Source organism: Streptomyces sp. NPDC006134 (assembly GCF_040628835.1).
GTDB lineage: Bacteria > Actinomycetota > Actinomycetes > Streptomycetales > Streptomycetaceae > Streptomyces.
Genome location: NZ_JBEXTV010000001.1, coordinates 13962 through 40817 on the forward strand (window position 1 = coordinate 13962; position 26856 = coordinate 40817).

26 protein-coding genes and 1 pseudogene are annotated in these 26856 nt (G+C 71.9%); 15 read left to right on the forward strand and 12 right to left on the reverse strand.

Features of this window, described 5'->3' with window-relative positions:
* The first annotated feature begins 191 nt into the window (after positions 1-191).
* Positions 192-1172, forward strand: coding sequence for a TerD family protein (locus tag ABZ340_RS00080; protein WP_358779432.1), 981 nt, complete (start codon positions 192-194; stop codon positions 1170-1172).
* A gap of 58 nt (positions 1173-1230) precedes the next feature.
* Here the strand turns inward: ABZ340_RS00080 and ABZ340_RS00085 are convergent, their stop codons facing one another.
* From ABZ340_RS00085 to ABZ340_RS00110, 6 genes are all read right to left on the reverse strand, one after another.
* On the reverse strand, positions 1231-1968 hold the full coding sequence (locus ABZ340_RS00085) for a Tellurium resistance (protein WP_358779433.1): 738 nt from the start codon (positions 1966-1968) through the stop codon (positions 1231-1233).
* A 223-nt stretch (positions 1969-2191) separates the two neighbouring features.
* Positions 2192-3337 (reverse strand): DUF475 domain-containing protein, encoded by a 1146-nt coding sequence (locus ABZ340_RS00090; RefSeq protein WP_358779434.1) that lies wholly within the window; start codon positions 3335-3337, stop codon positions 2192-2194.
* Between the two features lie 57 nt (positions 3338-3394).
* On the reverse strand, positions 3395-3970 hold the full coding sequence (locus ABZ340_RS00095) for a TerD family protein (RefSeq protein ID WP_358779435.1): 576 nt from the start codon (positions 3968-3970) through the stop codon (positions 3395-3397).
* A 100-nt stretch (positions 3971-4070) separates the two neighbouring features.
* Positions 4071-4646, reverse strand: coding sequence for a calcium homeostasis/redox stress adaptation protein (locus ABZ340_RS00100; RefSeq protein WP_358779436.1), 576 nt, complete (start codon positions 4644-4646; stop codon positions 4071-4073).
* Between the two features lie 113 nt (positions 4647-4759).
* On the reverse strand, positions 4760-5218 hold the full coding sequence (locus ABZ340_RS00105; protein WP_358779637.1) for a peroxiredoxin: 459 nt from the start codon (positions 5216-5218) through the stop codon (positions 4760-4762).
* A 121-nt stretch (positions 5219-5339) separates the two neighbouring features.
* Positions 5340-5777 carry a DUF3052 domain-containing protein gene (locus ABZ340_RS00110; RefSeq protein ID WP_029384739.1) on the reverse strand — a complete coding sequence of 146 codons (438 nt, stop codon included), beginning with the start codon at positions 5775-5777 and terminating at the stop codon, positions 5340-5342.
* Positions 5778-6181: 404 nt separating this feature from the next.
* On the opposite strand from ABZ340_RS00110, the gene aceE reads away from it, so the two are divergent.
* Both aceE and ABZ340_RS00120 read left to right on the forward strand, forming a co-directional pair.
* Positions 6182-8929: a pyruvate dehydrogenase (acetyl-transferring), homodimeric type gene (aceE, locus tag ABZ340_RS00115; protein WP_358779437.1), complete on the forward strand. Its 2748-nt coding sequence runs from the start codon at positions 6182-6184 to the stop codon at positions 8927-8929.
* Positions 8930-9015: 86 nt separating this feature from the next.
* Complete coding sequence (locus ABZ340_RS00120) at positions 9016-9756, forward strand: potassium channel family protein (protein ID WP_358779438.1); 741 nt, start codon at positions 9016-9018, stop codon at positions 9754-9756.
* Positions 9757-10167: 411 nt separating this feature from the next.
* On the opposite strand, the gene ABZ340_RS00125 is transcribed toward ABZ340_RS00120, so the two are convergent.
* Positions 10168-11787, reverse strand: a complete 1620-nt coding sequence (locus ABZ340_RS00125; protein WP_358779439.1) for an MFS transporter — start codon at positions 11785-11787, stop codon at positions 10168-10170.
* A gap of 234 nt (positions 11788-12021) precedes the next feature.
* On the opposite strand from ABZ340_RS00125, the gene ABZ340_RS00130 reads away from it, so the two are divergent.
* The 3 genes from ABZ340_RS00130 (at position 12022) to ABZ340_RS00140 (ending at position 14921) form a co-directional block, all read left to right on the forward strand.
* Positions 12022-12645 carry a TetR family transcriptional regulator gene (locus ABZ340_RS00130; protein ID WP_358779638.1) on the forward strand — a complete coding sequence of 208 codons (624 nt, stop codon included), beginning with the start codon at positions 12022-12024 and terminating at the stop codon, positions 12643-12645.
* A gap of 148 nt (positions 12646-12793) precedes the next feature.
* Positions 12794-14005 (forward strand): alpha/beta hydrolase, encoded by a 1212-nt coding sequence (locus ABZ340_RS00135; RefSeq protein ID WP_358779639.1) that lies wholly within the window; start codon positions 12794-12796, stop codon positions 14003-14005.
* Positions 14006-14072: 67 nt separating this feature from the next.
* Positions 14073-14921: a DUF4429 domain-containing protein gene (locus tag ABZ340_RS00140; protein WP_358779440.1), complete on the forward strand. Its 849-nt coding sequence runs from the start codon at positions 14073-14075 to the stop codon at positions 14919-14921.
* A 67-nt stretch (positions 14922-14988) separates the two neighbouring features.
* On the opposite strand, the gene ABZ340_RS00145 is transcribed toward ABZ340_RS00140, so the two are convergent.
* On the reverse strand, positions 14989-16005 hold the full coding sequence (locus ABZ340_RS00145; RefSeq protein ID WP_358779441.1) for an aldo/keto reductase: 1017 nt from the start codon (positions 16003-16005) through the stop codon (positions 14989-14991).
* Positions 16002-16466 (reverse strand): MerR family transcriptional regulator, encoded by a 465-nt coding sequence (locus ABZ340_RS00150; protein ID WP_358779442.1) that lies wholly within the window; start codon positions 16464-16466, stop codon positions 16002-16004. The genes ABZ340_RS00145 and ABZ340_RS00150 overlap by 4 nt, the downstream gene beginning before the upstream one ends.
* A 177-nt stretch (positions 16467-16643) precedes the next feature.
* Between ABZ340_RS00150 and ABZ340_RS00155 the strand changes: the two are divergent.
* Together ABZ340_RS00155 and ABZ340_RS00160 are read left to right on the forward strand one after the other, a co-directional pair.
* Positions 16644-16934: pseudogene (locus ABZ340_RS00155) on the forward strand (GNAT family N-acetyltransferase); the annotation flags it as partial.
* Positions 16935-17057: 123 nt separating this feature from the next.
* Positions 17058-17900: a serine hydrolase domain-containing protein gene (locus ABZ340_RS00160; protein WP_358779640.1), complete on the forward strand. Its 843-nt coding sequence runs from the start codon at positions 17058-17060 to the stop codon at positions 17898-17900.
* A 90-nt stretch (positions 17901-17990) separates the two neighbouring features.
* Here ABZ340_RS00160 and ABZ340_RS00165 read toward each other — a convergent pair whose 3' ends face one another.
* The gene (locus tag ABZ340_RS00165) at positions 17991-18380 is read right to left on the reverse strand and encodes a RidA family protein (RefSeq protein ID WP_358779443.1); all 390 of its coding nucleotides are present in this window, start codon (positions 18378-18380) and stop codon (positions 17991-17993) included.
* A gap of 72 nt (positions 18381-18452) precedes the next feature.
* On the opposite strand from ABZ340_RS00165, the gene ABZ340_RS00170 reads away from it, so the two are divergent.
* Positions 18453-19361, forward strand: a complete 909-nt coding sequence (locus ABZ340_RS00170; RefSeq protein ID WP_358779444.1) for a LysR family transcriptional regulator — start codon at positions 18453-18455, stop codon at positions 19359-19361.
* On the opposite strand, the gene ABZ340_RS00175 is transcribed toward ABZ340_RS00170, so the two are convergent.
* Entirely contained in the window at positions 19358-20023 is a 666-nt protein-coding gene (locus tag ABZ340_RS00175) for a pirin family protein (RefSeq protein ID WP_358779445.1), read from the reverse strand. The genes ABZ340_RS00170 and ABZ340_RS00175 overlap by 4 nt on opposite strands.
* A gap of 49 nt (positions 20024-20072) precedes the next feature.
* On the opposite strand from ABZ340_RS00175, the gene fasR reads away from it, so the two are divergent.
* The 5 genes from fasR (at position 20073) to fabF (ending at position 25074) form a co-directional block, all read left to right on the forward strand.
* The gene (fasR, locus tag ABZ340_RS00180) at positions 20073-21278 is read left to right on the forward strand and encodes a fatty acid biosynthesis transcriptional regulator FasR (RefSeq protein WP_358779446.1); all 1206 of its coding nucleotides are present in this window, start codon (positions 20073-20075) and stop codon (positions 21276-21278) included.
* A gap of 89 nt (positions 21279-21367) precedes the next feature.
* Entirely contained in the window at positions 21368-22315 is a 948-nt protein-coding gene (locus ABZ340_RS00185; RefSeq protein WP_358779447.1) for an ACP S-malonyltransferase, read from the forward strand.
* A gap of 16 nt (positions 22316-22331) precedes the next feature.
* Entirely contained in the window at positions 22332-23363 is a 1032-nt protein-coding gene (locus tag ABZ340_RS00190) for a ketoacyl-ACP synthase III (protein ID WP_358779448.1), read from the forward strand.
* Between the two features lie 110 nt (positions 23364-23473).
* A complete protein-coding gene (locus tag ABZ340_RS00195) occupies positions 23474-23722 on the forward strand; it encodes an acyl carrier protein (RefSeq protein WP_030341284.1) in 249 nt (82 codons plus the stop codon).
* 80 nt (positions 23723-23802) lie between these two features.
* Positions 23803-25074 (forward strand): beta-ketoacyl-ACP synthase II, encoded by a 1272-nt coding sequence (gene fabF / locus ABZ340_RS00200; protein ID WP_358779449.1) that lies wholly within the window; start codon positions 23803-23805, stop codon positions 25072-25074.
* Positions 25075-25180: 106 nt separating this feature from the next.
* Here the strand turns inward: fabF and ABZ340_RS00205 are convergent, their stop codons facing one another.
* Positions 25181-25675 (reverse strand): DUF3145 domain-containing protein, encoded by a 495-nt coding sequence (locus tag ABZ340_RS00205; protein ID WP_358779450.1) that lies wholly within the window; start codon positions 25673-25675, stop codon positions 25181-25183.
* A gap of 288 nt (positions 25676-25963) precedes the next feature.
* Here ABZ340_RS00205 and ABZ340_RS00210 point away from each other — a divergent pair, with 288 nt between their 5' ends.
* Positions 25964-26842 (forward strand): SGNH/GDSL hydrolase family protein, encoded by an 879-nt coding sequence (locus ABZ340_RS00210; protein WP_358779451.1) that lies wholly within the window; start codon positions 25964-25966, stop codon positions 26840-26842.
* The last annotated feature ends 14 nt before the right edge of the window (positions 26843-26856 follow it).

The following is a 26856-nucleotide window of genomic DNA, read 5'->3' on the forward strand; positions in this document are numbered from 1 at the left end:
GGATCTGGGCGACCCGTGAACTGTCTGAAGGTGGCCGGTAATAGTACGTAGGGATCCATGGCGAGGGTTCCCGCCCGGTGTGAATATCAGGTGTCCCGGTTGTGTCGGTGCCACCGGCGGCAGCCGGCGGCACGGCCCGGGTACCCGCCCCCGCATTGTCGTGACCAGGACCGAGAGGGCAGGATGACGGCATGACGCACGCCATGCTGAAGGGGTCGAACGTCCCGCTGGAAGCCACGACGGTACGCGCCGTCCTGCGCTGGACGCCCGGACAGGGAGTCCCGGACGTCGACGCCTCCGCGCTGCTCCTCGGCCCCGACGACCGCGTGCGCGACGACGAGGACTTCGTCTTCTACAACCAGCCCCGGCACCCCTCCGGGAAGGTCTGGCGGCTCGGCAAGAAGCGCGTCGCCGAGGACCTCACCGACACGATCCAGACGGATCTGCCCGGTGTCGAGCCCGGCGTGCGACGGATCCTGCTGGTCGCGTCGGCGGACGGCGTCGCCTTCGACCGGGTCCGGGACCTGCGCATCCTGCTGTACGACGCGGCGGCCGCCGACGCCGAGCCGCTCGCGTACTTCGACGTCACGCCGGAGACGGGCGCGGAGACCGCGCTGATCTGCGGGGAGCTGTACCGGCGCGGGGACGGCTGGAAGTTCCGGGCCCTGGGCGAGGGCTACTCCAACGGGCTGGAGGGCCTGGCGACCGACTTCGGCATCTCGGTGGACGAGTCGCAGGCGGCCCAGGAGTCCCCGGCGGCGGACCCGTCGGCACCGGCCGGTCCCGCAGACCCCCAGACCTTCGCGTCCCACCCCACGGACCCCCAGGCGTCCGCGCCCCAGGCGGCGCCGCCCACGGTCCCCCTGCCGGCCGCCGCTCCCGCCCGGCCCGCCCCGGAGGCGTCCCGCCCGCTGCCCCCGGAGCAGCCGCCCGCCGTGCCCGCGCAGCCGTCGCAGCCGGCGTACGGCTACCCGCAGCAGCCCGCGACGGCCTCACCGGCCTACGGCTATCCGCACCCGGCCGCCCGGCCCGCGTACGGCCATCCGCAGGCACCCACCGCCTCGGCCGCCACCGGCGCGCCGTCGGGCTACGGCTATCCGCCCCCGTCCGCCCCGGTCCCGGACCCGGACTTCCGGCTGCCGCCGCAGGGGCCGCAGTTCATCGGGCGGTAGAGGGCGGCAGGGGCGGCAAGGAAGAACAGGGGACGGCGGGCCCGGCCACCGCCCGGTCTCAGCGTTCCACCTTCGTCTTGTAGCCCCGCCCCCACTGGAGCCCCCACCCGTACAGCCGGTCCAGCTCCCCCTGGAAGCCGTACACGAACTTCACCTCGCGGCGGACGACGATCTCGCCCTTGACGTTCTCGATCATCACGACCGCGCAGGAGCGGGCCTGCGGCTGGCGTTCGTCGATCCCTATCTCGATGCGGGGGCCGTTGCTCGGGTAGAGCGTGACGATGGCGTGCGTACGGTCGAAGGCGGGCGTCTGGTCGTAGATGTAGGCGAAGACGAGGAGCCGTTTGATGGCGTCCCGGTGGTCGAGGTTGACGTAGATGGTCTCGCCGGACGCCGAGCCGAACCGGTCGTCGCCGCTGAGCTTGACGTACGGCGGGGCGTTGACGTCGCCGAAGTAGCCGCCGAGCGGCTGGACGACGCCCTTGGTGCCGTCCTGGAGCTCGTACAGGCAGCCGAGGTCGAGGTCCACGTTGACCATGCTCTGGCTGTGTCCGAGGACCTCCGGGGGCTTGAGCGCCCTGAAAGGGTGGCGCAGCAGGCTCTCCCGCTGGGGGCCGGTGATGTCGGAGGTCCGCATCCGCCAGGCCAGGTTGATGCGCAGATGGCCGGTGGCCGCGCCCTGTTTGGTCAGGGAGACCTGGCCGTTGCGCTTGGTCAGTTCGATGGCGTTGGTGGCCGCGCTGCCCGAGTCGAACTCGGTCTCGCGACCGCGCCACAGCCCGTCCAAGAAGCCCATTCCCGCCCCCATCTCCGTTCACCGGACGGCGGGCCGTCCGGCCCGCGCGCACTGCAAGGGCCCGCGGGGGGCGGCACCGCCCCCCGCGGCCCCGGACGCCGACGGGGCGGCCCCGAGGAGTCGTCCTCGTCGGCCGCCCCGCTCAGAGCGTTCCTCACCCGGGCGCGGTTCACACCGGCGGCCGTGGCGCACCGGAAGCGAACCGGCCCGGGTGCGGGAGGTTTCACACTCCGGAGGAGACCTCCGCCTTGCCGCCGGAACCGCCGCCCGCCTCGGCCGCCGCGAGCGCGCGGTTGCGGCGCACGGAGGACCAGAAGGAGGCGCCGATCAGGGCGACGCCGATGAAGCCGGTGACGAGTTCGTTGATCTCGTACTGGATGGTGACCAGGAGCAGCACGGCGAGGGCGCCGATGGCGTAGTGGGCGCCGTGCTCCAGGTAGACGTACTCGTCGAGGGTGCCCTGGCGGACCAGGTAGACGGTGAGGGAGCGGACGTACATGGCGCCGATGCCCAGGCCGAGGGCCATCAGGACGATGTCGTTGGTGATGGCGAAGGCGCCGATGACCCCGTCGAAGGAGAAGGAGGCGTCCAGGACCTCCAGGTAGAGGAACATGAAGAAGGCGGCCTTGCCGGCCAGGGCGACCGCCGACTTGGGCTTGCCCTCGCGGGCGGCCTGCTCCTCGGCCTCGTGCTCGCGTTCCTCCTCCTCTTCGAGCTTGTCCTCGAAGAAGCCGGAGAGACCGCCGACGATCATGTAGGTGATCAGGCCGGCGATGCCGGACAGCAGGACCGTCTCCGCCTTGTCGACGTGGGCGCCGCCGTGCTGGTGGGCGTGGGTGGCGAAGGTCATCGAGGTGATGAGCAGCACGATCAGGGCGATGCAGACCGACAGCATGTCGACCTTGCCGAGCTTGGCCAGCGGGCGCTCCAGCCAGGTGAGCCACTTGATGTCCCGGTCCTCGAAGATGAAGTCGAGGAAGATCATCAGCAGGAACATGCCGCCGAAGGCGGCGATCGCCGGGTGGGCGTCCGTCACCAGCTCCTGGTAACGGTTCTTGTCGGTGAGCGCGAGGTCGACGGCCTCGATCGGTCCGAGCTGGGCGCTGACCGCGACGATCACGACGGGGAAGACCAGCCGCATACCGAAGACGGCGATCAGGATGCCGATCGTGAGGAAGATCTTCTGCCAGAAGGCATTCATCTTCTTCAGGATTCCGGCGTTGACGACCGCGTTGTCGAAGGACAGCGAGATCTCGAGGACGGAGAGGATCGCCACGACACCGAAGGCGGCCCACCCCCCGTACAAGACCGCCGCGACAAGGCCGAGCGCGGTGACCGCGAACGACCAGCCGAAGGTTTTCAGAACCACTGGCTACCCAATCCCTTGTGTACGGGCCTACGGGCCTCCCCCGCGCCGTACCCGGCTTTACGAAACGTTGACTCCGAAGTCTAGAGCGATGCCTCGCAGGCCCGACGCGTACCCCTGTCCCACCGCCCGGAACTTCCACTCGGCGCCGTGGCGGTAGAGCTCACCGAAGATCATCGCGGTTTCGGTGGAGGCGTCCTCGCTCAGGTCGTAGCGGGCGAGTTCCCGGCCGTCGGCCTGGTCGACGACGCGGATGAAGGCGTTGGCGACCTGCCCGAAGGTCTGCCCGCGCTCGTCGGCCAGGTGGATGGAGACCGGGAAGACGATCCGGTCGCACCGGCCGGGTACGCGGGACAGGTCGACCAGGATCGACTCGTCGTCGCCGTCGCCCTCACCGGTGAGGTTGTCGCCGGTGTGCTCGACGGAGCCGTCCGGGCTGGTGAGCTGGTTGTAGAAGACGAACCATTCGTCGCCGAGCACCCGGCCGCCGCCGCACACCAGCGCGCTGGCGTCGAGGTCGAAGGGGGCTCCGGTGGTGGAGCGCGCGTCCCAGCCGAGTCCGACCATCACCTGCGTGAGGTCCGGCGCGGCCTTGGACAGGGAGACATTGCCTCCCTTGGCAAGCGTGACGCCCATGTCTGTGGTCCCTCCCCGTGTGGTGCTTCCTGGGTTTCCTGCGCGTCCGGCGCCGCGCGCAAACGCGCGGCGCCGGACGGTGAGGGCGGACGGACGGACGTCAGACGTTGACGCCGAAGTCCTGGGCGATGCCGCGCAGGCCGGAGGCGTAGCCCTGGCCGATGGCGCGGAACTTCCACTCGGTGCCGTGGCGGTACAGCTCGCCGAAGACCATGGCGGTCTCGGTGGAGGCGTCCTCGCTCAGGTCGTAACGGGCGATCTCGGCGCCGCCGGCCTGGTTCACCACGCGGATGAAGGCGTTGCGGACCTGGCCGAAGGACTGCTGGCGGTTCTCGGCGTCGTAGATCGAGACCGGGAAGACGATCTTCTCGACGTCGGCCGGGACGTTCGCCAGGTCGACCTTGATCTGCTCGTCGTCGCCCTCGCCCTCGCCGGTGAGGTTGTCACCGGTGTGCTCGACGGAGCCGTCCGGGCTCTTGAGGTTGTTGAAGAAGATGAAGTGCTGGTCGCTGGCGACCTTGCCGGAGCTGTTCAGCAGCAGCGCGCTGGCGTCGAGGTCGAAGTCGGTGCCGGTCGTGGTGCGGACGTCCCATCCCAGACCGACGATGACCGCGGTCAGGCCCGGAGCCTCCTTGGTCAGCGATACGTTGCCGCCCTTGCTGAGGCTGACTCCCACGAGTCCTCCCTAGGTTTCCGGGGCGGGAAGCCCCTGAGTTGCGTCGAATGCCGGATCAACGACTCGATCCTAGTGACGGGTTCCCGCCCCCCGCAGACCCTGCGGCCGAAGGATCACAGGGTGTCGAGCGCCTTCACGTACTCGTTCAGGTCACGGGCGTCCGGCAGGCCGTTGACCACGGTCCAGCGCACGACGCCCTCCTTGTCGATGACGAAGGTGCCGCGGACGGCGCAGCCCTTGTCCTCGTCGAAGACGCCGTAGGCGCGCGAGACCTCGCCGTGCGGCCAGAAGTCGCTGAGCAGCGGGTACTCCAGCCCCTCCTGCTCGGCGAAGACGCGCAGGGTGTGGATGGAGTCGTTGGAGACGGCGAGCACCTGGGTGTCGCGGTCGGAGAACTGCGGCAGGTTGTCCCGCACCTCGCACAGTTCGCCCGTGCACACGCCGGTGAAGGCGAAGGGGTAGAAGAGCAGCACCACGTTCTTGTGGCCGCGGAAGTCGGACAGCTTCACGGTGGCGCCGTGGTTGTCCTTGAGCTCGAAGTCGGGGGCCTTGTCGCCGACCTGGATGGCCATGGTCCTGTTGATCCCTTCGTCGGGTCCGTTCACTGGGAACACCCTACGCAGGGACCGTCACCGGCCTGCGGACGGGCCGACCGTCGTCGGCCCGTCCGGTACCGGCCGGACGGCGGCGGGACTACCGCTTGGACTTGGCGGCCTTCGGGGTCGCCAGCCGGCTGCCGCTCCAGTCCTTGCCGACGCTGACGCTCTTGGACGCCGTCAGTCCCGCCGTGGTCGCGGCTTCCGAGATGTCGCTCGGCTCCACGTAGCCCGCACGGCCGGTCTTCGGCGTGAGGAGCAGGATCGCCCCGCCCTCCTCGATGTACGTGGTGGCATCCACCAGCGCATCCGTCAGGTCGCCGTCGTCATCACGGAACCACAGCACAACGGCGTCGGCCACGTCGTCGTAGTCCTCGTCCATCAGGTCGCCCTCGATGGCTTCCTCGATGGCTTCACGGAGCTCCTGGTCCACGTCGTCGTCGTAGCCGATCTCCTGGACCACCTGCCCGGGCTGGAACCCCAGCCTGGCGGCAGGGTTCGTCCGCTCCTCCGCGTGGTCCGCGGTCGCGCTCACGGGTTGCCTCCTGATCATGTCTTCGTATGGGGGGTACCCCCTGCTCGTCCGGAGCTCGGGGGAGTCTCAGCCACGCGCGTGCGCGAAGCATTGGCCGTAGTCCACACGGGCGGGACGGATCGCGCAAGTACCCGGCCGTCCAGACCGCCGAAACGGTGACGATCCTGGCCGTGTCGCCGCAACTTCAGGCACACCGTCAGGAGAGAGGTGACACACACCACACCCTTCTGCCCTGTTTGCGCGGTTGGGAACCATCCGTGGGTACGGGTTCCGAATGAGTGTGCCATGCCCGACGGGCCCCATTGGTTACCTCTCGGTAGAGATGACGTGCGCCTCCCCGAGGTACACGATGGGGATCGGCGCAGGCATACCGCACAGTGGCCCTCCGACAGGTAAGGAACAGCGTGGCTTCCGCATCCGATCGCAGCCCGATCATCATTGGCGGCCTTCCGAGCCAGGTCCCTGACTTCGACCCCGAGGAAACCCAGGAGTGGCTCGACTCCCTCGACGCAGCCGTGGACGAGCGGGGGCGGGAGAGGGCCCGGTACCTGATGCTGCGGCTGATCGAGCGGGCCCGCGCCCGGCGCGTGGCCGTGCCCGAGATGCGCAGCACGGACTACGTCAACACCATCGCCACCAAGGACGAGCCGTTCTTCCCCGGCAACGAGGAGATCGAGCGCAGGATCCTCAACGCCACCCGCTGGAACGCGGCGGTGATGGTCTCGCGCGCGCAGCGGCCCGGCATCGGCGTCGGCGGCCACATCGCCACCTTCGCCTCCTCCGCCTCGCTCTACGACGTCGGCTTCAACCACTTCTTCCGCGGCAAGGACGAGGGCGACGGCGGCGACCAGATCTTCTTCCAGGGGCACGCCTCACCGGGCATCTACGCGCGCGCGTACCTGCTGGACCGGCTCACCGAACGGCACCTGGACGGCTTCCGCCAGGAGAAGTCGAAGGCCCCCTACGCGCTCTCCTCGTACCCGCACCCGCGCTCCATGCCGGACTTCTGGGAGTTCCCCACCGTCTCGATGGGTCTCGGCCCGATCGGCGCGATCTACCAGGCGCGCATGAACCGCTACCTGCACGCGCGCGGGATCGCGGACACCTCGAAGTCGCACGTGTGGGCGTTCCTCGGCGACGGCGAGATGGACGAGCCGGAGTCGCTCGGCCAGCTCACGCTCGCCGCCCGCGAGGGCCTGGACAACCTGACCTTCGTCGTCAACTGCAACCTCCAGCGGCTGGACGGCCCGGTGCGCGGCAACGGCAAGATCATCCAGGAGCTGGAGTCGGTCTTCCGGGGCGCCGGCTGGAACGTGATCAAGCTGATCTGGGACCGCACCTGGGACCCGCTGCTCGCCCAGGACCGGGACGGCACCCTGGTCAACAAGATGAACACGACGCCGGACGGCCAGTTCCAGACGTACGCCACCGAGTCCGGCGCCTACATCCGCGACCACTTCTTCGGCGGCGACCACCGGCTGCGCGCGATGGTCGAGAACATGACCGACGACCAGATCCTGCACCTGGGCCGCGGCGGTCACGACCACCGGAAGATCTACGCGGCGTACAAGGCGGCGGTCGAGCACCAGGGCCAGCCGACGGTCGTCCTCGCCAAGACGGTCAAGGGCTGGACGCTCGGCCCGAACTTCGAGGGCCGCAACGCCACCCACCAGATGAAGAAGCTGACGGTCGACGACCTCAAGCGCTTCCGCGACCGCCTGCACCTGCCGATCTCCGACAAGGAGCTGGAGTCCGGCCTGCCGCCGTACTACCACCCGGGCCGGGACTCGGAGGAGATCCAGTACATGCACGACCGCCGCCGCTCGCTCGGCGGCTACGTCCCCACCCGCGTCGTCCGCTCCAAGCCCTTGCCCCTCCCGGGCGGCAAGACGTACGCGACCGTGAAGAAGGGGTCGGGCCAGCAGTCCATCGCCACCACGATGGCCTTCGTCCGCCTCCTCAAGGACCTCATGCGGGACAAGGAGATCGGCAGGCGCTTCGTCCTCATCGCCCCCGACGAGTACCGCACCTTCGGCATGGACTCGTTCTTCCCGAGTGCGAAGATCTACAACCCGCTGGGCCAGCAGTACGAGGCGGTGGACCGCGACCTCCTCCTCGCCTACAAGGAGGCCCCGAACGGCCAGATGCTGCACGACGGCATCTCGGAGGCAGGCTGCACGGCCTCCCTCATCGCCGCGGGCTCGGCCTACGCGACCCACGGCGAGCCGCTGATCCCGGTCTACGTCTTCTACTCGATGTTCGGTTTCCAGCGCACCGGCGACCAGTTCTGGCAGATGGCCGACCAGCTGGCGCGCGGGTTCGTCCTGGGCGCGACCGCGGGCCGCACCACCCTCACCGGCGAGGGCCTCCAGCACGCCGACGGCCACTCCCAGCTGCTGGCCTCCACCAACCCCGCGTGCGTGGCGTACGACCCGGCCTTCGGCTTCGAGATCGCGCACATCGTCGAGGACGGCCTGCGCCGCATGTACGGCAGCTCCCCGGAGCACCCGCACGGCGAGGACGTCTTCTACTACCTCACCGTCTACAACGAGCCGATCCAGCACCCGGCCGAGCCGGAGAACGTGGACGTGGAGGGCATCCTCAAGGGCATCCACCGCTTCAGCGAGGGCACCTCCGGCACGGTCCCGGCGCAGATCATGGCGTCCGGCGTCGCGCTCCCCTGGGCCCTGGAGGCCCAGCGCATCCTCGCCGAGGACTGGGACGTGCGGGCCGACGTCTGGTCGGCGACCTCCTGGAACGAGCTGCGGCGCGATGCGGTGGCCTGCGAGGAGTACAACCTGCTGCACCCGGAGGAGGAGCAGCGGGTGCCGTACGTGACCCGCAAGCTCAGCGGCGCCCAGGGCCCGTTCGTGGCCGTCTCCGACTGGATGCGGTCGGTGCCGGACCAGATCGCGCGCTGGGTCCCGGGCCGGTACCAGTCCCTCGGCGCGGACGGTTTCGGCTTCGCGGACACGCGGGGCGCGGCCCGCCGCTTCTTCCACATCGACGCCCAGTCGATCGTGGTGGCGGTCCTCACCGAGCTGGCCCGCGAGGGCAAGGTCGACCGCTCCGCCCTGAAGCAGGCCATCGACCGCTACCGGGTCCTGGACGTGACGGCGGCCGACCCCGGCGCGGCCGGCGGCGACGCGTAGGAGGACCGGCGGTACGAGGAGGGCGGTGGGCAGGCCCCACCGCCCTCCTCCGTCTCCCGGCGCCCGGCCTCCTTACGATGCGGGGCATGAACCCGGGCACCGAGGAACCGACGGCACAGGAACGCTGGGAGCGGCGCACGCAGCGGCCCCTGCTGGCGCTGGCGGTGCTGTTCGCCGTGGCCTACGCCGTGCCGATCGTGGACGGCTCGGTCGGCCGGCCGGTCGCCTTCGCCTGCGCGGTGACCGAGTGGGTGGTGTGGGGCGCCTTCGCCGTCGACTACGGGGTGCGGCTGGGGCTCGCCGGGAACCGGAAGCACTTCGTACGCACCCACTGGCTCGACCTGATCGCGGTGGCGCTGCCGCTCGTCCAGCCGCTCAGGCTGCTGCGGCTCGTCTCGACCCTGCTGCTGGTGGGCCGGCGTGCACGGATGGCCTCGCAGATCCGGCTGACGACGTACGTCGCCGGGTCGGTGGTGGGCCTGCTGATGTTCGGCTCGCTGGCGGTGCTGTCCGTGGAGCGGGACGCGCCGGGCGGGAACATCCGGACGCTGGGTGACGCGGTGTGGTGGTCGTTCACGACGATGACGACCGTGGGGTACGGGGATCTCGCGCCGACCACCGGGGTGGGGCGCCTGCTGGCCGTGGGGCTGATGCTGTCCGGGATCGCGCTGCTGGGTGTGGTGACCGCGAACATCGCGGCGTGGTTCCTCGCGCGGTTCGAGAAGGACGACGCGGAGGAACGGCAGCAGACGGAGGCGATCCGGGCGCTGACGGAGGAGGTACGGAGGCTGCGGGCGGAGGTGACGGCGCTGCGGGAGCGGCGGTAGGCGGGACCGTCCGCCGGTTGCCCGGCGCCGGGGTGACCGCCGGGGCATCGCGCGATCCGGCCTGTCCCGTAACCCCGTCCGGCCACGTGGACAGGGGCTCCCGCGCGTGCCGCACCCGAAGCCCGCCCTCGCCGATTTCCGGAAATCCCCGGCCGGTTCAGGCCGCCGAAGATTCTCCGGCGTCAACGATGCGAGTACCCCGGGTCCCGCGTCCAAGCAGTCCGGGCACAAAAAATGCTGCCTGCGCGCTGCCCCCCTCCAGCAGCGCGCCGCAGCCTCGGCGTCCTCCATGTCCTGCGGAGGACTTGACCCACTGTGACCTGCGGCTCCCACCACAGGGGAGGGTTCGCCCGCACTGTCACCCTGATAGGCGAACCGGTCCCGGCCCGGAGCCCGCCGCCCGACGGCCCGTCAGATGTGCCCCACGCCCGCACCGGCCGCCGCGTTCTCCCCCCTCTTGGTGAGGAGCGCGACCAGCACCGCCGCCACGGCGACCCCGGCGGCGACGAGCGACGCCAGGCTCATGCCGGAGATGAACGTGTCGTGCGCGACCTCCGTGATCTTGGCCGCGACCGGCTCCGGCGTACCCCCGGGCACCGGCGCGACACCCTGCTGCACCGCCTCCGCCGCCTGGCCGAGCTGTTCGGGGCTCAGTTCCGGCAGTCCCGCCCGCGCCCAGTTGCCCGGCAGGTCGTTGTCGACCTTGGAGGCCATCACCGCGCCCAGCACCGCCGTACCGAGGCTGCCGCCGATCTGCATGGCCGCCTGCTGGAGACCGCCGGCCACGCCGGACAGTTCCATCGGGGCGTTGCCGACGATGACCTCCGTGGCACCGACCATGACCGGCGCGAGGCCGAGGCCCAGCACGGCGAACCACAGCGACATGACGCCGCTGCCCGTGTCCTTCTCCAGGGTGGACATGCCGTACATGGCGATCGCGGTCAGCGCCATGCCGCCGACCAGCGGGATGCGGGGACCGGCCTTGGTGATCAGCGCGCCCGCCAGCGGCGAGCCGACGATCATCATGCCGGTGAGCGGCAGCAGGTGCAGACCGGCGTCGACCGGGCTCATGCCGTGCACGTTCTGGAGGTAGAAGGTGACGAAGAACAGGCCGCCCATGAAGGCGATGGCCATCAGCACCATCAGCGCGACGCCCGCCGACAGCGGCACGGACCGGAACAGCGCCAAGGGGATCAGCGGCTCCTTCACCTTCGTCTCCCAGACGGCGAAGAGCGCGAAGCCCACGACGGAGACCGCGACGAACGTCCACGTCCAACCGTCGCCCCAGCCCCACTCCGGGGCCTTGATCAGGGCCCAGACCAGGCAGAACATCGCCGCCGACAGCAGGGCGATGCCGAGGATGTCGAAGGAGCGCGGCGCGTTCTCGGCGCGGTGGTCGAGCAGGATCACGGCACCGAGGGCGACGGCGAGGACGCCGACCGGCACGTTGATGAAGAACACCGACTGCCAGTTGACGTGCTCGACCAGCACGCCGCCGAGGATCGGACCGCCCGCGGTGGACGCGCCGATGACCATGCCCCAGATGCCGATGGCCATGTTGAGCTTCTCGGCGGGGAAGGTGGCCCGCAGCAGACCGAGCGCGGCCGGCATGAGCAGCGCGCCGAACAGCCCCTGGAAGACACGGAAGACGACGACCATCGCGATGCTGCCGGACAGCCCGATGGCCCCCGAGGCGGCGGCGAAGCCGACGACGCCGATGAGGAAGGTCTGCCGGTGGCCGAAGCGGTCACCGAGCTTGCCCGCGGTGATCAGGGAGACCGCCAGGGCGAGGAAGTAGGCGTTGGTGATCCACTGCAGCTCGGACCAGCTGGCGCCGAGGTCCTTGCCGATGGCCGGGTTGGCGATGGCCACGATGGTGCCGTCCAGGGCCACCATCATGACCCCGACGGCCACGGTGACGAGGGTGAACCACGGATGGCCGCGCAGGCCCTTGCCCGGCGCCCGGCCCGACGGGGCGGCCGGCGCCCCGTCCCCCGGCCCCGTCGCGTCAATGGTGATCTGACTAGTCATACATTCGAGGCTAGTGACAGCCGCTGACAGTTGACAAACCAATTCACAAGTCGGTAACTGACAGGACACTCCGCTATAGCCTGAACTGGGAAAACAGTTCGTCGAGAGGCCAGGAAACCCTTGAAGGCAGCAGAAGCGGCGGAGCCGGCAGGCACCACGAAACCCGCGGGCACCACGGAGCCCGCGGGCACCCCGGAGCCCGCGGGCACCGCACACGCCACGCCCCGCCTCGGACTGCGCGAGCGCAAGAAGCAGCGCACCCGGGACGCGCTGCTGCGGGCCGCCCTGGAGCTGTTCACCGCGCGGGGGTACGAGCGGACGACCGTCGACGAGATCGCCGAGGCCGTCGACGTCTCGCAGCGCACCTTCTTCCGCTACTTCGCCAGCAAGGAGGAGGCCGCGTTCTTCGTGTCGCGGCTCGCGGAGGCGCGCTTCGTCGACGCGGTGCGCGCACGGCCCGCGGACGAGCCGCCCCTGGAGGCGCTGCGCCAGTCCCTCGCGGAGAGCTGGGACTCCATCGGCGAGGCCGTCGAGCAGCTCGTGCCGCTGGAGCTGCACATGCGCTTCTACCAGGTGATCGAGTCGACTCCCGCGCTGCTCGCCGCCCACCTGCGGCGCGCGACGGAGCTGGAGGAGGAGATTGCGCGCGTCATCGCCGACCGCGAGGGCCTGGACGTGGACGCCGACCCGCGCCCGCGCGTGGTGGTGGCCGTCTTCGGCGCGGTGATCCGCGTCACGGAGCGGATCTGGTCCGTGGGGGAGGAGGCCACTCTGGGCGCCCTGCGCGACCTGACCTCCTCCTACCTGGCCCAGGTGGAACCGGCGCTGACCGGGAACTGGCGGACCGGGAGGCCCTGACCCTCCCCGCGCGACCGAAACGTGATCCGCGACACTTGGCTCACGCGAGACCGTCTCGTTCTCCTAGTGTGTCCTCCCAGTGACTTCCTTCGACACCTCCCCGCACCTGCTCGACGCCTCCCCTCGTCCGTCCGACACCTCCCCGCACCTGCTCGGCTCCTCCCCGCAGCCGAACCTCTGGCGGGCGCTGCTCGCCCTGGCCGTGGTGTTCGTGATGCTGGCGACCACCGGCTGGACCGCCCTGCGCACCCAGCGGGAAGCCACGCCCCTCGCCGCCTCCGTCGGCGCCTGGGAGCACGGCCGGATCGACGGCCGCCGGCTGCCGGATGCGCAGGACGCCCCCGCCCGGCTGGCCCGTTTCTTCGCCTCCCTCACCGAGGGGCAGCGGGCGTACCTCGCCCGCCGCTACCCGCTCGCGGTCGGCAACATGAACGGCGCGCCCGTCGAGCTGCGCTACCGCGCCAACCGGATCGCGCTCGGCCAGGCCCGCGAGGCCGAGCTCACGCGCCTGCACGACAGCCGCCTCAGCCCTGCCGGGCAGCAGGAGGCGGCCCGCCGTATGCACCGCCTGGAGGCGCTGCTGCGGCCCGAACGGCACATCCTGGCCTTCGACCCGGAGGGCTCCGGCCGGGTCGCGGAGGTCTTCGGGGACCTGGACCGCGCCGAGCGCGTGTCCGTGGTCGTCCCGGGCGTCGACACCGACCTGCTCACCTACCAGCGCACCCGGCGCAAGTACACGGCGCCGGCCGGCATGGCCGAGGCGCTGTACGCGGCCGAGCGCGAGGCGAGCCCCTCGACCCGGACGGCCGTGATCGCCTGGGCCGACTACACCGCGCCCAGCGGGCTCGGCGTGGAGTCGGCCACGGCGATGCGCGCCGACGCCGGTGCCGTCCGGCTGGACGCGCTGGTGCGGGCGCTGCCCGGGGACGCGCCCGTCTCGCTGTTCTGCCACAGCTACGGCTCGGTGGTGTGCGGCCGGGCCGCCCCCGCGCTGCCCGGCCGGGTGTCCGACATCGCGGTGGCCGGCAGCCCCGGCATGCGCGCCGCGAGCGCCGCCCACCTGCGCACCTCGGCCCGGGTGTGGGCGATGCGGGACGCCGACGACTGGATCCAGGATGTGCCGTACCTGGAGGTCGGCGGGTTCGGCCACGGCGCCGACCCGGTGTCGGCGGCCTTCGGGGCGCGGGTGCTGTCGGCGCGGGGCGCCGAGGGGCACGGGGGCTACTTCGTCCCGGGCACCCAGAGCCTGGCGAACTTCGCCGGGATCGGCGTCGGCGCGTACCGCTCGGTCGCCTGCGCCGGACAGGACGACACCTGCCGGGCGGGTTTGTCCGCCACGACGGCGGCCGGACGCGCGTAGAGACCGCAGGAACTGCGGCCTGCGCGAGGAGGGGACGGAAGAGCTCATGCCGCATACGATGAGCCGCATGGGTGACGTACTGGCCGGATTTCATGCCGCCTGGGAGTTCGAGTCCGACTCCGTGCTCATCCGTTACGAACGGGGGATACGGACACCGAAGCTGCTGCAGGTGCTGGGGGAACGCCGGATCCCCCTGGAGGCGCTCGCGGACGTCACGCTGACGCCCGGCAGGCGCGGCACCGTGGTCCTGCGCGCCGAGCCGCGCCCCGGCGCCGATCCGCTGATGGAGGCGGCGGCGGGACAGCTGAAGGAGGCGTGCGACCCGTACCGGCTGGTGCTGCCGGCCGAGCGGGAGACGCTCGCCGAGTACTACGCCGACGAGTTGCGGGCGCTGCTGACCGAGAGCGGTCCGGCCGAGCGTCACCTGGTGGCCGCGCCCGAGCCGCCGCTGCAGTTCAAGGCGTACGACGGGAAGGCGTCCTTCGACGGCACGTCGGTGTTCTTCCGGTGGTTCTGGACGGGCGCCTCGTCGGCGAAGTGGAAGGCCGGTGACCAGACGTTCGAGGTCACCGACCTGGCCGGGGTGGAGTGGCGCTCGCCGGAGGTGTTCGAGGGGTATCTGCGGCTGCTGCGGCGCGACGGGGCCGCGCCGCCCGCGCAGGCCGACCAGGACCCGGCGGCCGTGGTGTTCGGGCTCGGTTACGGGGCCGTGCACGAGTCGCTGCCGCTGGCCGCCGCCGTGCTGGCGGCGGTCCGGGAGCGCGGCCCGGTGGCCGCCCTCCCGGTGGCGGCGGCCCGCCGCGACCCCGCCGACATCGCCGAGCGCATCCGTCACCTGGGCGAGTTGCACCAGGCGGGACTGGTGACGGACGAGGAGTTCTCCGCCAAGAAGGCCCAGCTGCTGGCCGAGTTGTGACCGCCGGCCGCCCCGCGGCCACCGGCTCACTCAGCCCGCTCGTCCCAGCCCGCTCACTCCCGTCCGCTCACTCCCGCCCCGCCGACGTGAACGCCATGTCCGCGTACCGGTCCCCCGCCACCTTGCCCGCGATCGGCTCCAGCAGCGCCAGCTGATCCTCCGTCAGGACGATCCGCGTGGCCGCCACGTTCTCCGTCACCCGCTCCGGCTTGCGGGTGCCCGGGATCGGCACCACCGGCAGGCCGTGCACCGCCGCCCGCTGCTGCGCCCAGGCCAGCGCGATCTGCCCGAGGGTGGCGCCGTGGGCCTCGGCCACGGCCCGCACCGGCTGGAGCAGCGCCGCGTTGGCGGCGGCGTTGTCACCGGTGAACCGGGGCTGCTGGCGGCGGAAGTCGTCGGCGGTCAGGTCCTTCTCGGCCTGGACGAACGCCCCGGTGAGGAAGCCCCGGCCCAGCGGCGAGTACGGCACGAGGGCCACGCCCAGCTCACGGGCGGCCGGCACCACCCGCGCCTCGATGTCCCGGCTGAACAGCGACCACTCCGACTGCACGGCGGCGATCGGGTGCACGGCGTGCGCGGCCCGCAGCTCGTCGGCGGTGACCTCGCTCAGCCCGAGGTGCTTGACCTTGCCCTCGCGCACCAGCTCCGCCATGGTGCCGACGCTCTCCTCGATCGGCACGTTCACGTCGCGCCGGTGCATGTAGTAGAGGTCGATCACGTCGACGCCGAGGCGCTTGAGGCTGGCCTCGACGGCCTGGCGGATGTAGGGCGGGTCGTTGCGGATGATCCGCTTGGTCGGGTCGTCCGGCGGGATCGACAGGGCGAACTTGGTCGCGATGACGACCTCGTCGCGGTGCGCCGCGAAGAACGGCGCGAGGAACCGCTCGTTCTCCCCCGCCCCGTAGGCGTCCGCCGTGTCGTAGAGCGTGACGCCGAGTTCCAGCGCCCGTTCCAGGGTCGCCCGGGAGGCGCCGGCGTCCGCGGGCCCGTAGGCGAAGCTCATGCCCATGCAGCCCAGGCCCTGGACGCCCACCTCGGGGCCGTCCGTGCCCAGCGTCACTGTCGTGAGGGTGCTGTCCGTCATCGGGACCTCTCCGACGCCAGGGCCCGCCCGGCGTCCGCGTAGAAATCGATCTTCCGGTCGAGCACGGCGAGCGTGCCCTGGAGTTCGGCGATCCGGGCCAGGACGTCCTCCCGGGTCGCCTTCAGCAGTGCGAAGCGTTCGGCGTAGGTGTGGTCGCCCGCCCGCACGAGTTCGGCGTACCGCACCATGTCCGCGACCGGCATGCCGGTCAGCCGGAGCTTGCCGACCAGCTCGATCCAGTCGAGGTCGCGGTTGCGGTAGCGGCGCTGGCCGGTGTGCGAGCGGTCGATGTGCGGCATCAGCCCGATCCGCTCGTACCAGCGCAGGGTGTGCGCCGTCAGGCCGGTGAGGGTGGCGACCTCACTGATGGTGTACCTGTCCTGCCCGTCCGGACGCCGGTCGCCCTGGGGCGGTCCGGCGCAGCCGCCGGTCCGGGTGGTCGTGGTCTCCGTCACCGTCATGGCCCCAAGCTAGAACCTTGGAGCGCACTCCAAGCAAGCGCCGGCGACGGGAAATGCGCGGGACGCGTCACGCTACCGCCGGCCGGCGTGCACCACCATGACTCTCGTACGCCGTGCCGTGCCGTGCCGGAGGACGCCGGGGAAGTCCTGCGTCTGCGCCAAGTGATGATCGACTCGATGGCCGCCGCGCCCACGTCCGCCGAGTGGCACGCGGCGTCCCTGCCGCTCCTGCGGAGGAAACCGGCCGACCCGGACGGGGACTTCGCCGCGTTCGTCGTGGATCACCCCCGGCGGCCGGGGGCGCTGGCGGCACTGGTGGCCGGGACGCTGGAGTACCGGATCGGCCGGGCGGGCAACCCGCACGGGATGACCGGATACGTCTTCAGCGTCGCCACCGACCCGGACGCGCGGCGGCGCGGCCACGCGCGCGCCTGCATGGAGGAACTCCTCGCCTGGTTCCGCGAGCGCGGCGCCGGGCACGTGACGCCGGCCGCGTCCCCGGCGCCGGGCCGCCGTACCGGCCGCCGGGCTTCACGTGTGACTCCGACCCCTCGGTGCGGCCGTACCCGTGAGCCGCTTAGGCTCACAGGCATGTCCTTGAAGAGCCTTGCGTTGATCGAGAACTGGCCGGTTCCCGCCGCCGCGGCGGGCGTCGTACGCGCGGACGGCACGGTGGCGGGGGTGCACGGCCCGGCCGGGCGGCGGTTCCCGCTGGCCTCGGTCACCAAGCCGCTCGCGGCGTACGCGGCCCTCGTCGCCTACGAGGAGGGCGCGATCGAGCTGGACGAGCCCGCCGGGCCGCCCGGCGCGACCGTCCGCCACCTGCTCGCCCACACCTCCGGCCTCGCCTTCGACGAGCACCGGGTGACGGCGGCGCCCGGTGAGCGGCGGCTGTACTCCAACGCCGGTTTCGAGCAGCTCGGCGACCACATCGCCAAGGCGACGGACATCCCGTTCGCCGAGTACCTGCGCCAGGCGGTGCTGGAGCCGCTGGGCATGACGTCCACCACGCTGGACGGCTCCCCCGCCAAGGACGGGGTGTCCACGGTGGAGGACCTGCTGCGGTTCGCCGCCGAGGTGCAGGCGCCGCGCCTGCTGGATGCGCGCACGGTCGCCGACGCGATGACCGTGCAGTACCCGGGCACCAAGGGCGTCCTGCCGGGCTACGGCCACCAGAACCCCAACGACTGGGGCCTCGGTTTCGAGATCCGCGACGGCAAGTCCCCGCACTGGACGGGCGCGTCGTCCTCGCCGCGCACGTTCGGGCACTTCGGCCAGTCGGGTACGTTCCTGTGGATCGACCCCGACGCGGGCCTCGCCTGCGTCGCCCTGACGGACCGGGCGTTCGGCCCCTGGGCGGTCGAGGCGTGGCCGCCGTTCACGGACGCGGTCCTCGCCGAGGCACGCCGGGGCCTGTCCGGCGGATCGAGGTAGGAGCCGCGAACGGACCGTGGTCACGGCCACGGCCACGGTGACGGCCCGGGCACGGCGCCCGCGTTCCCCCGCGGCGGACCGTGCGGGCCGTCACGCGGCGGGCCGCCGCGCGTACACCTCTGTCTCGATCTTCATCCGGGGGTCGGCGAGGCCGCACACGAGCATGGTGGCCGCCGGCCTCACCTCGCCGAAGGCCTGGCGCAGGACCGGCCAGCAGGGCTCGAAGTCCTCGCGGTCGGGCAGCAGGTAGCGCACCCGCACCACGTCGGCGAAGGTGCACTCCGCCTCGGCCAGCGCGGCCTCGATGTTGCGCAGGCACTGCCGCGCCTGCTCCACCACGTCGTCGGAGATCGTCATGGTGGTGTAGTCGAACCCGGTCGTCCCGGACACGTGCACCCAGTCGCCGTCGACCACGGCACGGGCATAGCCGATCTGCTCCTCGAAGGCCGAGCCGCTGAGGATCGCGCGTCGCTCTGTCATGCGCCGAACGCTAAGCGGCCGGCCCGGATACGTCTAATACAGCGTGCGGCATGGCCTGATATCCCTAGGGGTATGGAGCGCCCCGAACTGCCCCTGCGGCAGCTGCACGCCTTCGTCGTGCTCGCCGAAGAACTCCACTTCGGCCGCGCGGCCGCCCGCCTGGGCATCGCCCAGCCGCCGCTGAGCCAGCAGATCCGCCGCCTGGAGGACAAGGTCGGCCACGCCCTGTTCAGCCGGGAACCGGGACGCGTCGCGCTCACCCCGGCGGGCCGGGAACTGCTGCCCGCCGCCCGGCGGGCCCTCGCCGACCTCGCGGACGGCCTGGCCGCGGCCCGGGCCGTCGGCGGCGGCCGGACCGGCCGCCTGCGGATCGGCTTCGCCGCCTCCCTCGCCCTGACCGTCCTGCCCGGCCTGCTGCGCACCTTCCGGCAGCGGTTCCCTGACGTGCGCCTGGACATCCACGAGATGACCACCGCGCCGCAGATCGCCGCTCTGCACGACAAGGCCATCGACGTCGGCCTGCTGCGCGAGCCTCCCGACGACGAGCCGGAGCTCGGCTTCCGGACGGTGCTGCGCGAGCCGTTCGTGGCGGTGCTGCCGGCCGGCCACCCCCTGGCGGCCCGGCGGACCGTGCGGCTGGAGCAGCTGGCGGACTCGCCCTTCGTGCTGCTGCCCCGCGCGGTCGGCCCGGGCCTGCACGACCAGATCACCGGCTTGTGCGCCGCGGCGGGGTTCACCCCGCGGACAGCCCAGCACGCGGTGGAGTGGCAGACCGTGTGCGCCCTGGTGGAAACCGGTCTGGGCGTCTCCCTGGCCCCGGCGAGCATCCGGCGCATCCGCCTCAAGGGCGTCGCCTTCCGCGGGATCGAGCCCGGCACCGCCCGTACGCGGGTCGCCGTCGCCTGGCGCAAGGACGACCCAAGTCCCCTGGTGGCACATCTGCTGGAGACCGTCAGCCAAGACCCGCCGGGCAGTTGCTAGGCGGACATCTCCCACACCAGCACCTCGGCGTCCGTCACCCCGGCCGCCGCCACGCCCCGCTCCCCGGTGAGGCGCGCCGCGTCCCCGGGGCCCAGCTCGGTGTCCGCCAGCCGTACCGTCCCGCGGACGACGTGGACGTACACGTACGGCGCGTCCGGCACCGCCCACCGCTGCCCCGCCCCCGGCCGGTGCGCGCGCAGGACCGCGCCGGCCTCCGGGACGGCGTAGGGGGCGGCGTCGGCGAGGCCGCGGACGACCTCGTGGCGCGGGTCGCCGTCCGCCTCCCGCGGGACCAGCCACATCTGCACGAAGGTCAGGGGCGCGTCCCCGTCGTTGCGCTCCACGTGCCGCACCCCGCCCGCCGCGCTGAGCCGCTGCACGTCCCCGGGGCGCACGACCGTCTCGTGCCCGGTGCTGTCCCGGTGGGTCAGCTCGCCCTCCACCACCCATGTGACGATCTCGGTGTGGCGGTGCGGGTGCTCGTCGAAGCCCGCGCCGGGGGCGAGCCGCTCCTCGTTGCAGGCGATCAGGGCGCCGAAGCGCAGGTTCTCGGGGTCGTAGTGGGGGCCGAAGGAGAAGGCGTGCCGGGTGGTGATGCCGGCTTCCGCCTCGCCTCCCGGGTAGCGCTCGTCGGCGCGGCGTACGTCGATCACGGCGTCCACCGTAGACCCGGCGGCACGCGCCGCCGTCCGGATGAGGCAGTCTTGTCCCGTGCCCGAACCCGAAACCAGCAGGCCCGAACCCGCCCCGCACCCCGCCCATCCGCACACCGCGACCCTGAGGCGGCTGGAGCAGTCCTCCGGCTCCCTCGCCGCGCAGGCGATCGCGCGGATGGACGAGACACTGCCCTGGTACCGGGCCATGCCGCCGGAGAACCGTTCCTGGATCGGGCTGGTCGCCCAGGCGGGCATCGCCGCCTTCACCGAGTGGTTCCGGCACCCGGAGGCCCCGCAGGCCATCTCCACCGACGTCTTCGGGACCGCGCCGCGCGAGCTGACCCGGGCGATCACGCTGCGGCAGACCGTGGAGATGGTGCGGACCACGATCGAGGTGATGGAGTCCGCGATCGACGAGGTCGCCGCCCCCGGGGACGAGTCGGTGCTGCGCGAGGCGCTGCTGGTGTACGCCCGCGAGATCGCCTTCGCCACCGCGCAGGTGTACGCCCAGGCCGCCGAGGCACGCGGTGCCTGGGACGCGCGGCTGGAGTCCCTCGTGGTGAACGCGGTGCTCAGCGGGGAGGCCGACGAGGGGGCGGTGTCCCGGGCCGCCGCGCTGGGCTGGAACTCCCCGGAGCACGTGTGCGTGGTGCTGGGCACGGCACCCGACGGCGACTCGGAGCTGACCGTGGAGGCGATCCGGCGGGCCGCCCGGCACGCCAAGCTCCAGGTGCTGACCGGGGTGCTCGGGAACCGGCTCGTCGTCATCGCGGGCGGCAGCGACAACCCCCTCGCCGTCGCGAAGTCGCTGATCGGGCCGTTCGCGCAGGGCCCGGTCGTCGCCGGGCCCGTCGTGCCGGACCTCCAGGCGGCGACCCGGTCCGCGCAGGCCGCCGCGGCCGGGCTGAAGGCGTGCTCGGCGTGGCAGGACGCCCCGCGGCCGGTGCTGGCGGACGATCTGCTTCCGGAGCGCGCGATCGCCGGAGACCCCTCGGCCCGCGAGCAGCTGGTGGAGGAGATCTACAGACCGCTGGAGGAGGCCGGGGCCGCGCTGCTGGAGACGCTGAGCGTCTACCTGGAGCAGGCGAGCAGTCTGGAAGGGGCCGCCCGGATGCTGTTCGTCCACCCCAACACCGTGCGCTACCGGCTCCGACGTGTGACTGACGTCACCGGCTGGTCGCCCTCCGATGTACGCTCGGCGTTCACGCTGCGGATCGCGCTGATCCTGGGGCGTCTGGCCGACGGAGATCAGCAAACCTAGTCTTTTGTCGAGGACCTACAAAACCCCCTCGTGTTCTTCGTCCCTGTCCCCACGGGCGGCCGCGGCCGTCCCCAAGAGAGAGTGTGAGAGTGCTCGTACTCGTCGCTCCCGGCCAGGGCGCCCAGACGCCCGGCTTCCTGACTGAATGGCTCGAACTGCCCGGTGCCGCCGACCGCGTCGCCGCGTGGTCGGACGCCATCGGACTCGACCTCGTCCACTACGGCACGAAGGCCGACGCGGAGGAGATCCGCGACACCGCCGTCGCCCAGCCGCTGCTCGTCGCCGCCGGGATTCTCTCGGCCGCGGCACTCGGTGACATGACCGAGATCGCCCCGGGTGCGGTCGCGGGCCACAGCGTCGGCGAGATCACCGCCGCCGCCTTCGCGGGCGTCCTCGACGACACCGCCGCGCTGTCCCTCGTGCGCAAGCGGGGCCTGGCCATGGCCGAGGCCGCCGCGGTCACCGAGACCGGCATGTCGGCGCTGCTCGGCGGCGACCCCGAGGTGAGCGTCGCGCACCTGAAGAAGCTGGGCCTGACCCCGGCCAACATGAACGGCGCGGGCCAGATCGTCGCGGCCGGCACCCTGGAGCAGCTCGCCGCGCTGAACGAGGACAAGCCCGAGGGCGTCCGCAAGGTCGTCCCGCTGAAGGTCGCCGGCGCCTTCCACACCCACCACATGGCGCCCGCCGTGGAGAAGCTGGCCGAGGCCGCCCAGGCACTCACGCCCGCCGCCCCGAAGGTCGCCTACGTCTCCAACCGGGACGGGCAGGCCGTCGCCTCCGGCGCCGAGGTGCTCGACCGCCTGGTCGGCCAGGTCGCCAACCCGGTCCGCTGGGACCTGTGCATGGAGACCTTCAAGGAGCTCGGCGTCACCGCCCTGATCGAGGTGTGCCCCGGCGGCACCCTCACCGGGCTGGCCAAGCGGGCACTGCCCGGGGTCAAGACGCTGGCTCTGAAGTCCCCCGCCGACCTCGACGCCGCTCGCGAGCTCGTCGCCGAGACGTCAACACCTGCCGCCGACGCGGCGGGCGCCTGACAAGGAGCCCGAGAACATGTCGAAGATCAAGCCCAGCAAGGGCGCCCCGTACGCGCGCATCCTCGGTGTCGGCGGCTACCGCCCGACCCGGGTGGTGCCGAACGAGGTGATCCTGGAGAAGATCGACTCGTCCGACGAGTGGATCCGCTCCCGCTCCGGCATCGAGACCCGGCACTGGGCGTCGCCGGAGGAGACGGTCGCGGCGATGTCCATCGAGGCCTCCGGCAAGGCCCTCGCGGACGCCGGGATCGACGCCGGACAGATCGGCGCCGTGGTCGTCTCGACGGTGTCGCACTTCAGCCAGACCCCGGCCGTCGCCACCGAGATCGCCGACAAGCTGGGCACGGACAAGGCCGCCGCCTTCGACATCTCGGCGGGCTGCGCGGGCTTCGGCTACGGCCTCACCCTCGCCAAGGGCATGGTCGTCGAGGGTTCGGCGGAGTACGTCCTCGTCATCGGCGTGGAGCGGCTCTCCGACCTGACCGACCTGGAGGACCGGGCGACGGCCTTCCTCTTCGGCGACGGCGCGGGCGCGGTCGTGGTCGGCCCCTCCCAGGAGCCGGCGATCGGCCCGACCGTGTGGGGCTCGGAGGGCGACAAGGCCGAAACGATCAAGCAGACGGTCCCGTGGAACAAGTACCGCATCGGCGACGTCTCCGAGCTGCCCCTCGACAACGAGGGCAACGTGAAGTTTCCTGCGATCACGCAGGAGGGCCAGGCGGTGTTCCGCTGGGCCGTGTTCGAGATGGCGAAGGTCGCCCAGCAGGCGCTGGACGCGGCCGGAATCACCCCGGACGAGCTGGACGTCTTCATCCCGCACCAGGCCAACGTGCGGATCATCGACTCGATGGTGAAGACCCTGAAGCTGCCGGAGCACGTCACGGTCGCCCGTGACATCCGCACCACCGGCAACACCTCGGCCGCCTCGATCCCGCTCGCGATGGAGCGGCTCCTGGCGACCGGCGAGGCGAAGAGCGGCGACACCGCGCTCGTCATCGGCTTCGGGGCGGGTCTCGTCTACGCCGCGACGGTCGTTACCCTCCCTTAGGCACTTTCGTACCGGATCATTCCCCGGTACGGGAACCCGCGCCTCCTGCCGCTGACGCGGCGGGTGCCGCATTCTCTGGATCCTCTGGAACACAACGAAGGAGCGCCACCATGGCCGCCACTCAGGAAGAGATCGTCGCCGGTCTCGCGGAGATCGTGAACGAGATCGCCGGCATCCCGGTTGAGGACGTCCAGCTGGACAAGTCCTTCACCGACGACCTGGACGTCGACTCGCTGTCCATGGTCGAGGTCGTCGTCGCCGCCGAAGAGCGCTTCGACGTCAAGATCCCGGACGAGGACGTCAAGAACCTCAAGACCGTCGGCGACGCGACCGACTACATCCTCAAGCACCAGGCCTGAGTCTGCTCGGGCCGGTGCCCCGGCCCCGCCACCCGGCGGTGGCGCCGCTGATCCTCGTCAACGTTGGAGAGAGAATTCCCGTGAGCCCGACCAATCGCACCGTGGTCGTCACCGGTATCGGCGCAACCACACCGCTGGGTGGCGACGCAGCCTCGACCTGGGAGGGCCTGGTCGCCGGTCGTTCCGGCGCCAAGCCCCTGGAGCAGGAGTGGGCCGCCGAGCAGGCGGTCCGCATCGCGGCCCCGGTCGCCGTGGAGCCGACCGAGGTCATCCCGCGTCCGCAGGCCCGCCGCCTGGACCGCTCGGCGCAGTTCGCGCTGATCGCGGCCAAGGAGGCCTGGGCCGACGCCGGCTTCGAGGCGAAGGCCGGCGAGGGCGCCGCCATCGACCCCGACCGGCTCGGCGCGGTCATCGCCTCCGGCATCGGCGGCGTGACGACCCTGCTGGACCAGTACGACGTGCTGAAGGAGAAGGGCGTCCGCCGCGTCTCCCCGCACACCGTTCCCATGCTGATGCCCAACAGCCCGTCGGCCAACGTGGGGTTGGCCGTGGGCGCCCGGGCGGGCGTGCACACGCCGGTCTCCGCCTGCGCGTCGGGCGCCGAGGCCATCGGCTACGCCATCGAGATGATCCGCACCGGCCGTGCCGACGTCGTCGTCGCCGGCGGTACGGAGGCGGCGATCCACCCGCTGCCCATCGCCGCGTTCGGCAACATGATGGCGATGTCCAAGAACAACGACGACCCGCAGGGCGCCTCCCGCCCCTTCGACGTCGCCCGTGACGGTTTCGTCCTCGGCGAGGGCGCCGGCGTGCTCGTCCTGGAGTCCGCCGAGCACGCCGCCGCGCGCGGCGCCCGCGTCTACGCGGAGGCGGTCGGCCAGGGCATCTCCGCCGACAGCCACGACATCGTGCAGCCGGAGCCGGAGGGCCGCGGCATCGCGCACGCCCTGCAGAACCTGCTGGACCGCACCGACCTGGACCCGAAGGAGATCGTGCACGTCAACGCGCACGCCACCTCCACGCCGGCCGGTGACATCGCCGAGCTGAAGGCGCTGCGCAAGGTGTTCGGCGACGACACCGACCACTTCGCGGTCTCCGCGACCAAGTCGATGACCGGTCACCTGCTCGGTGGCGCGGGCGGCGTGGAGTCCGTCGCGACCGTGCTCGCCCTGTACCACCGGGTGGCCCCGCCGACCATCAACATCGAGAACCTGGACCCCGAGGCCGAGGCCAACGCCGACATCGTCCGCGACGAGGCGCGCAAGCTGCCCGTCGAGGGCCGCATCGCCGCGCTGAACGACTCGTTCGGCTTCGGCGGGCACAACGTGGTGCTGGCGTTCCGCACCGTCTGAGCCGACGGTACGGCAGCCGCCCGTACGCAGCCGAGAAGGGCCCCCACCACTACTGGGTGGGGGCCCTTCTCGCGTGCTCGGCGGTGCTCGGCGGCGGGGCCGGGGGTCACACCACCTGGTGCAGCCAGCGCACCGGCGCGCCCTCGCCCGCGTACCGGAACGGCTCCAGTTCGTCGTCCCACGGTTTGCCGAGCAGCTTGGCGAGCTCGGCCTCCAGGTCGGTCTCGCCGCGCTGGGAGCGGACCAGGGCGGCGCGCAGCCGGTCCTCCGGGATCAGGATGTCGCCGTGGATGCCGGTGACGGCGTGGAAGATACCGAGATCGGGCGTGCAGCTGTAGCGTTCGCCCTCGGCGGCGGCGCTGGGCTCGGCGGTCACCTCGAAGCGCAGCAGGTGCCAGCCGCGCAGCGCGGACGCCAGCTTGGAGGCGGTGCCGGCCTGGCCCTGCCAGGAGAACTCCGAGCGCCAGGTGCCGGGGGCGGCGGGCTGCCGGATCCAGTCCAGGCTGACGCGGGTGCCGAGCACACCGGCGACGGCCCACTCGACGTGCGGGCAGAGCGCGCGCGGCGCGGAGTGCACGTACAGAACTCCACGTGTCGTCACCGGAACCTCCGGGCAGAGCGGGACATCTCGGAACGGGCGGAACGGCCGTGACCGGGCAGGTCACGTTGAGGCGAGGCTACCGTGCGGCGAGGCGCGGAGTGTGACGTACCGTCGGTCCCGGTGCCGGGAATCATCGGCCATTCACCCGGCAGGACGCTTGTACGGGCGGTGAGCCGCCGCATCGCCGCCCCGGGGAACCCTGACGCGCTGTCATGGGTTCTGCTGGGCAAGGAAGGACGACCGGGACGACCGAGGGACCGAGGACACGGACCCGGAAGGGACCAGGGAATGCGGAGCCGACGCCGCCGTACGCGGGCGGTCCTCAGTGTGCTCGCCGCCGCCGTCGTGGGCGTCGCGGGCTGTGACGCGGCCGGCGGGGACTCCTCCGCCCCCGAGGCGCGGCGGACGCCTCCGGCCCCGGTCTGGGACCCGAGCCCCGGTTCGGTCGCCGCCGTGGGCGACTCCATCACCCGCGGCTTCGACGCCTGCTCGGTCCTGTCGGACTGCCCGGAGGTGTCGTGGGCGACGGGGAGCAGCCCGGAGGTGGACAGTCTCGCCGTGCGGCTGCTGGGGAGGGCGAAGGCGGCGGAGCGGAGCTGGAACTACGCGGTCACCGGGGCGCGGATGGCGGACCTGCCCGGGCAGATGGCCCGGGCTGCGGCGCGCCGGCCGGAGCTGGTGGCGGTGATGGTGGGGGCGAACGACGCCTGCCGGGCCTCGGTGTCGGCGATGACCCCGGTGGCGGACTTCCGGGCCGGTTTCGAGGACGCGATGCGCACCCTGCGCAAAGCCCTGCCCAAGTCTCAGGTGTACGTGGCGAGCATCCCCGACCTGAAGCGGCTGTGGTCGCAGGGGCGTACCAACCCGCTGGGCAAGCAGGTGTGGAAGCTGGGCGTCTGCCCGTCGATGCTGGGAGACGCGGACGCCCTGGACGCGGCGGCCGTACAGCGCCGGGACGCGGTGGAGCGGCGGGTGGCGCAGTACAACGCGGTCCTGCGCGAGGTCTGCGCGCGGGACCGCCGGTGCCGCAGCGACGGCGGCGCGGTGCACGCGTTCCGCTTCGGCACGGAGCAGCTGAGCCACTGGGACTGGTTCCACCCGAGCGTGGACGGGCAGGCGCGGCTGGCGGAGATCGCTTACCGGACGGTCACGGCCGAGGAGCGGTGACCTAGAGTTCCGCA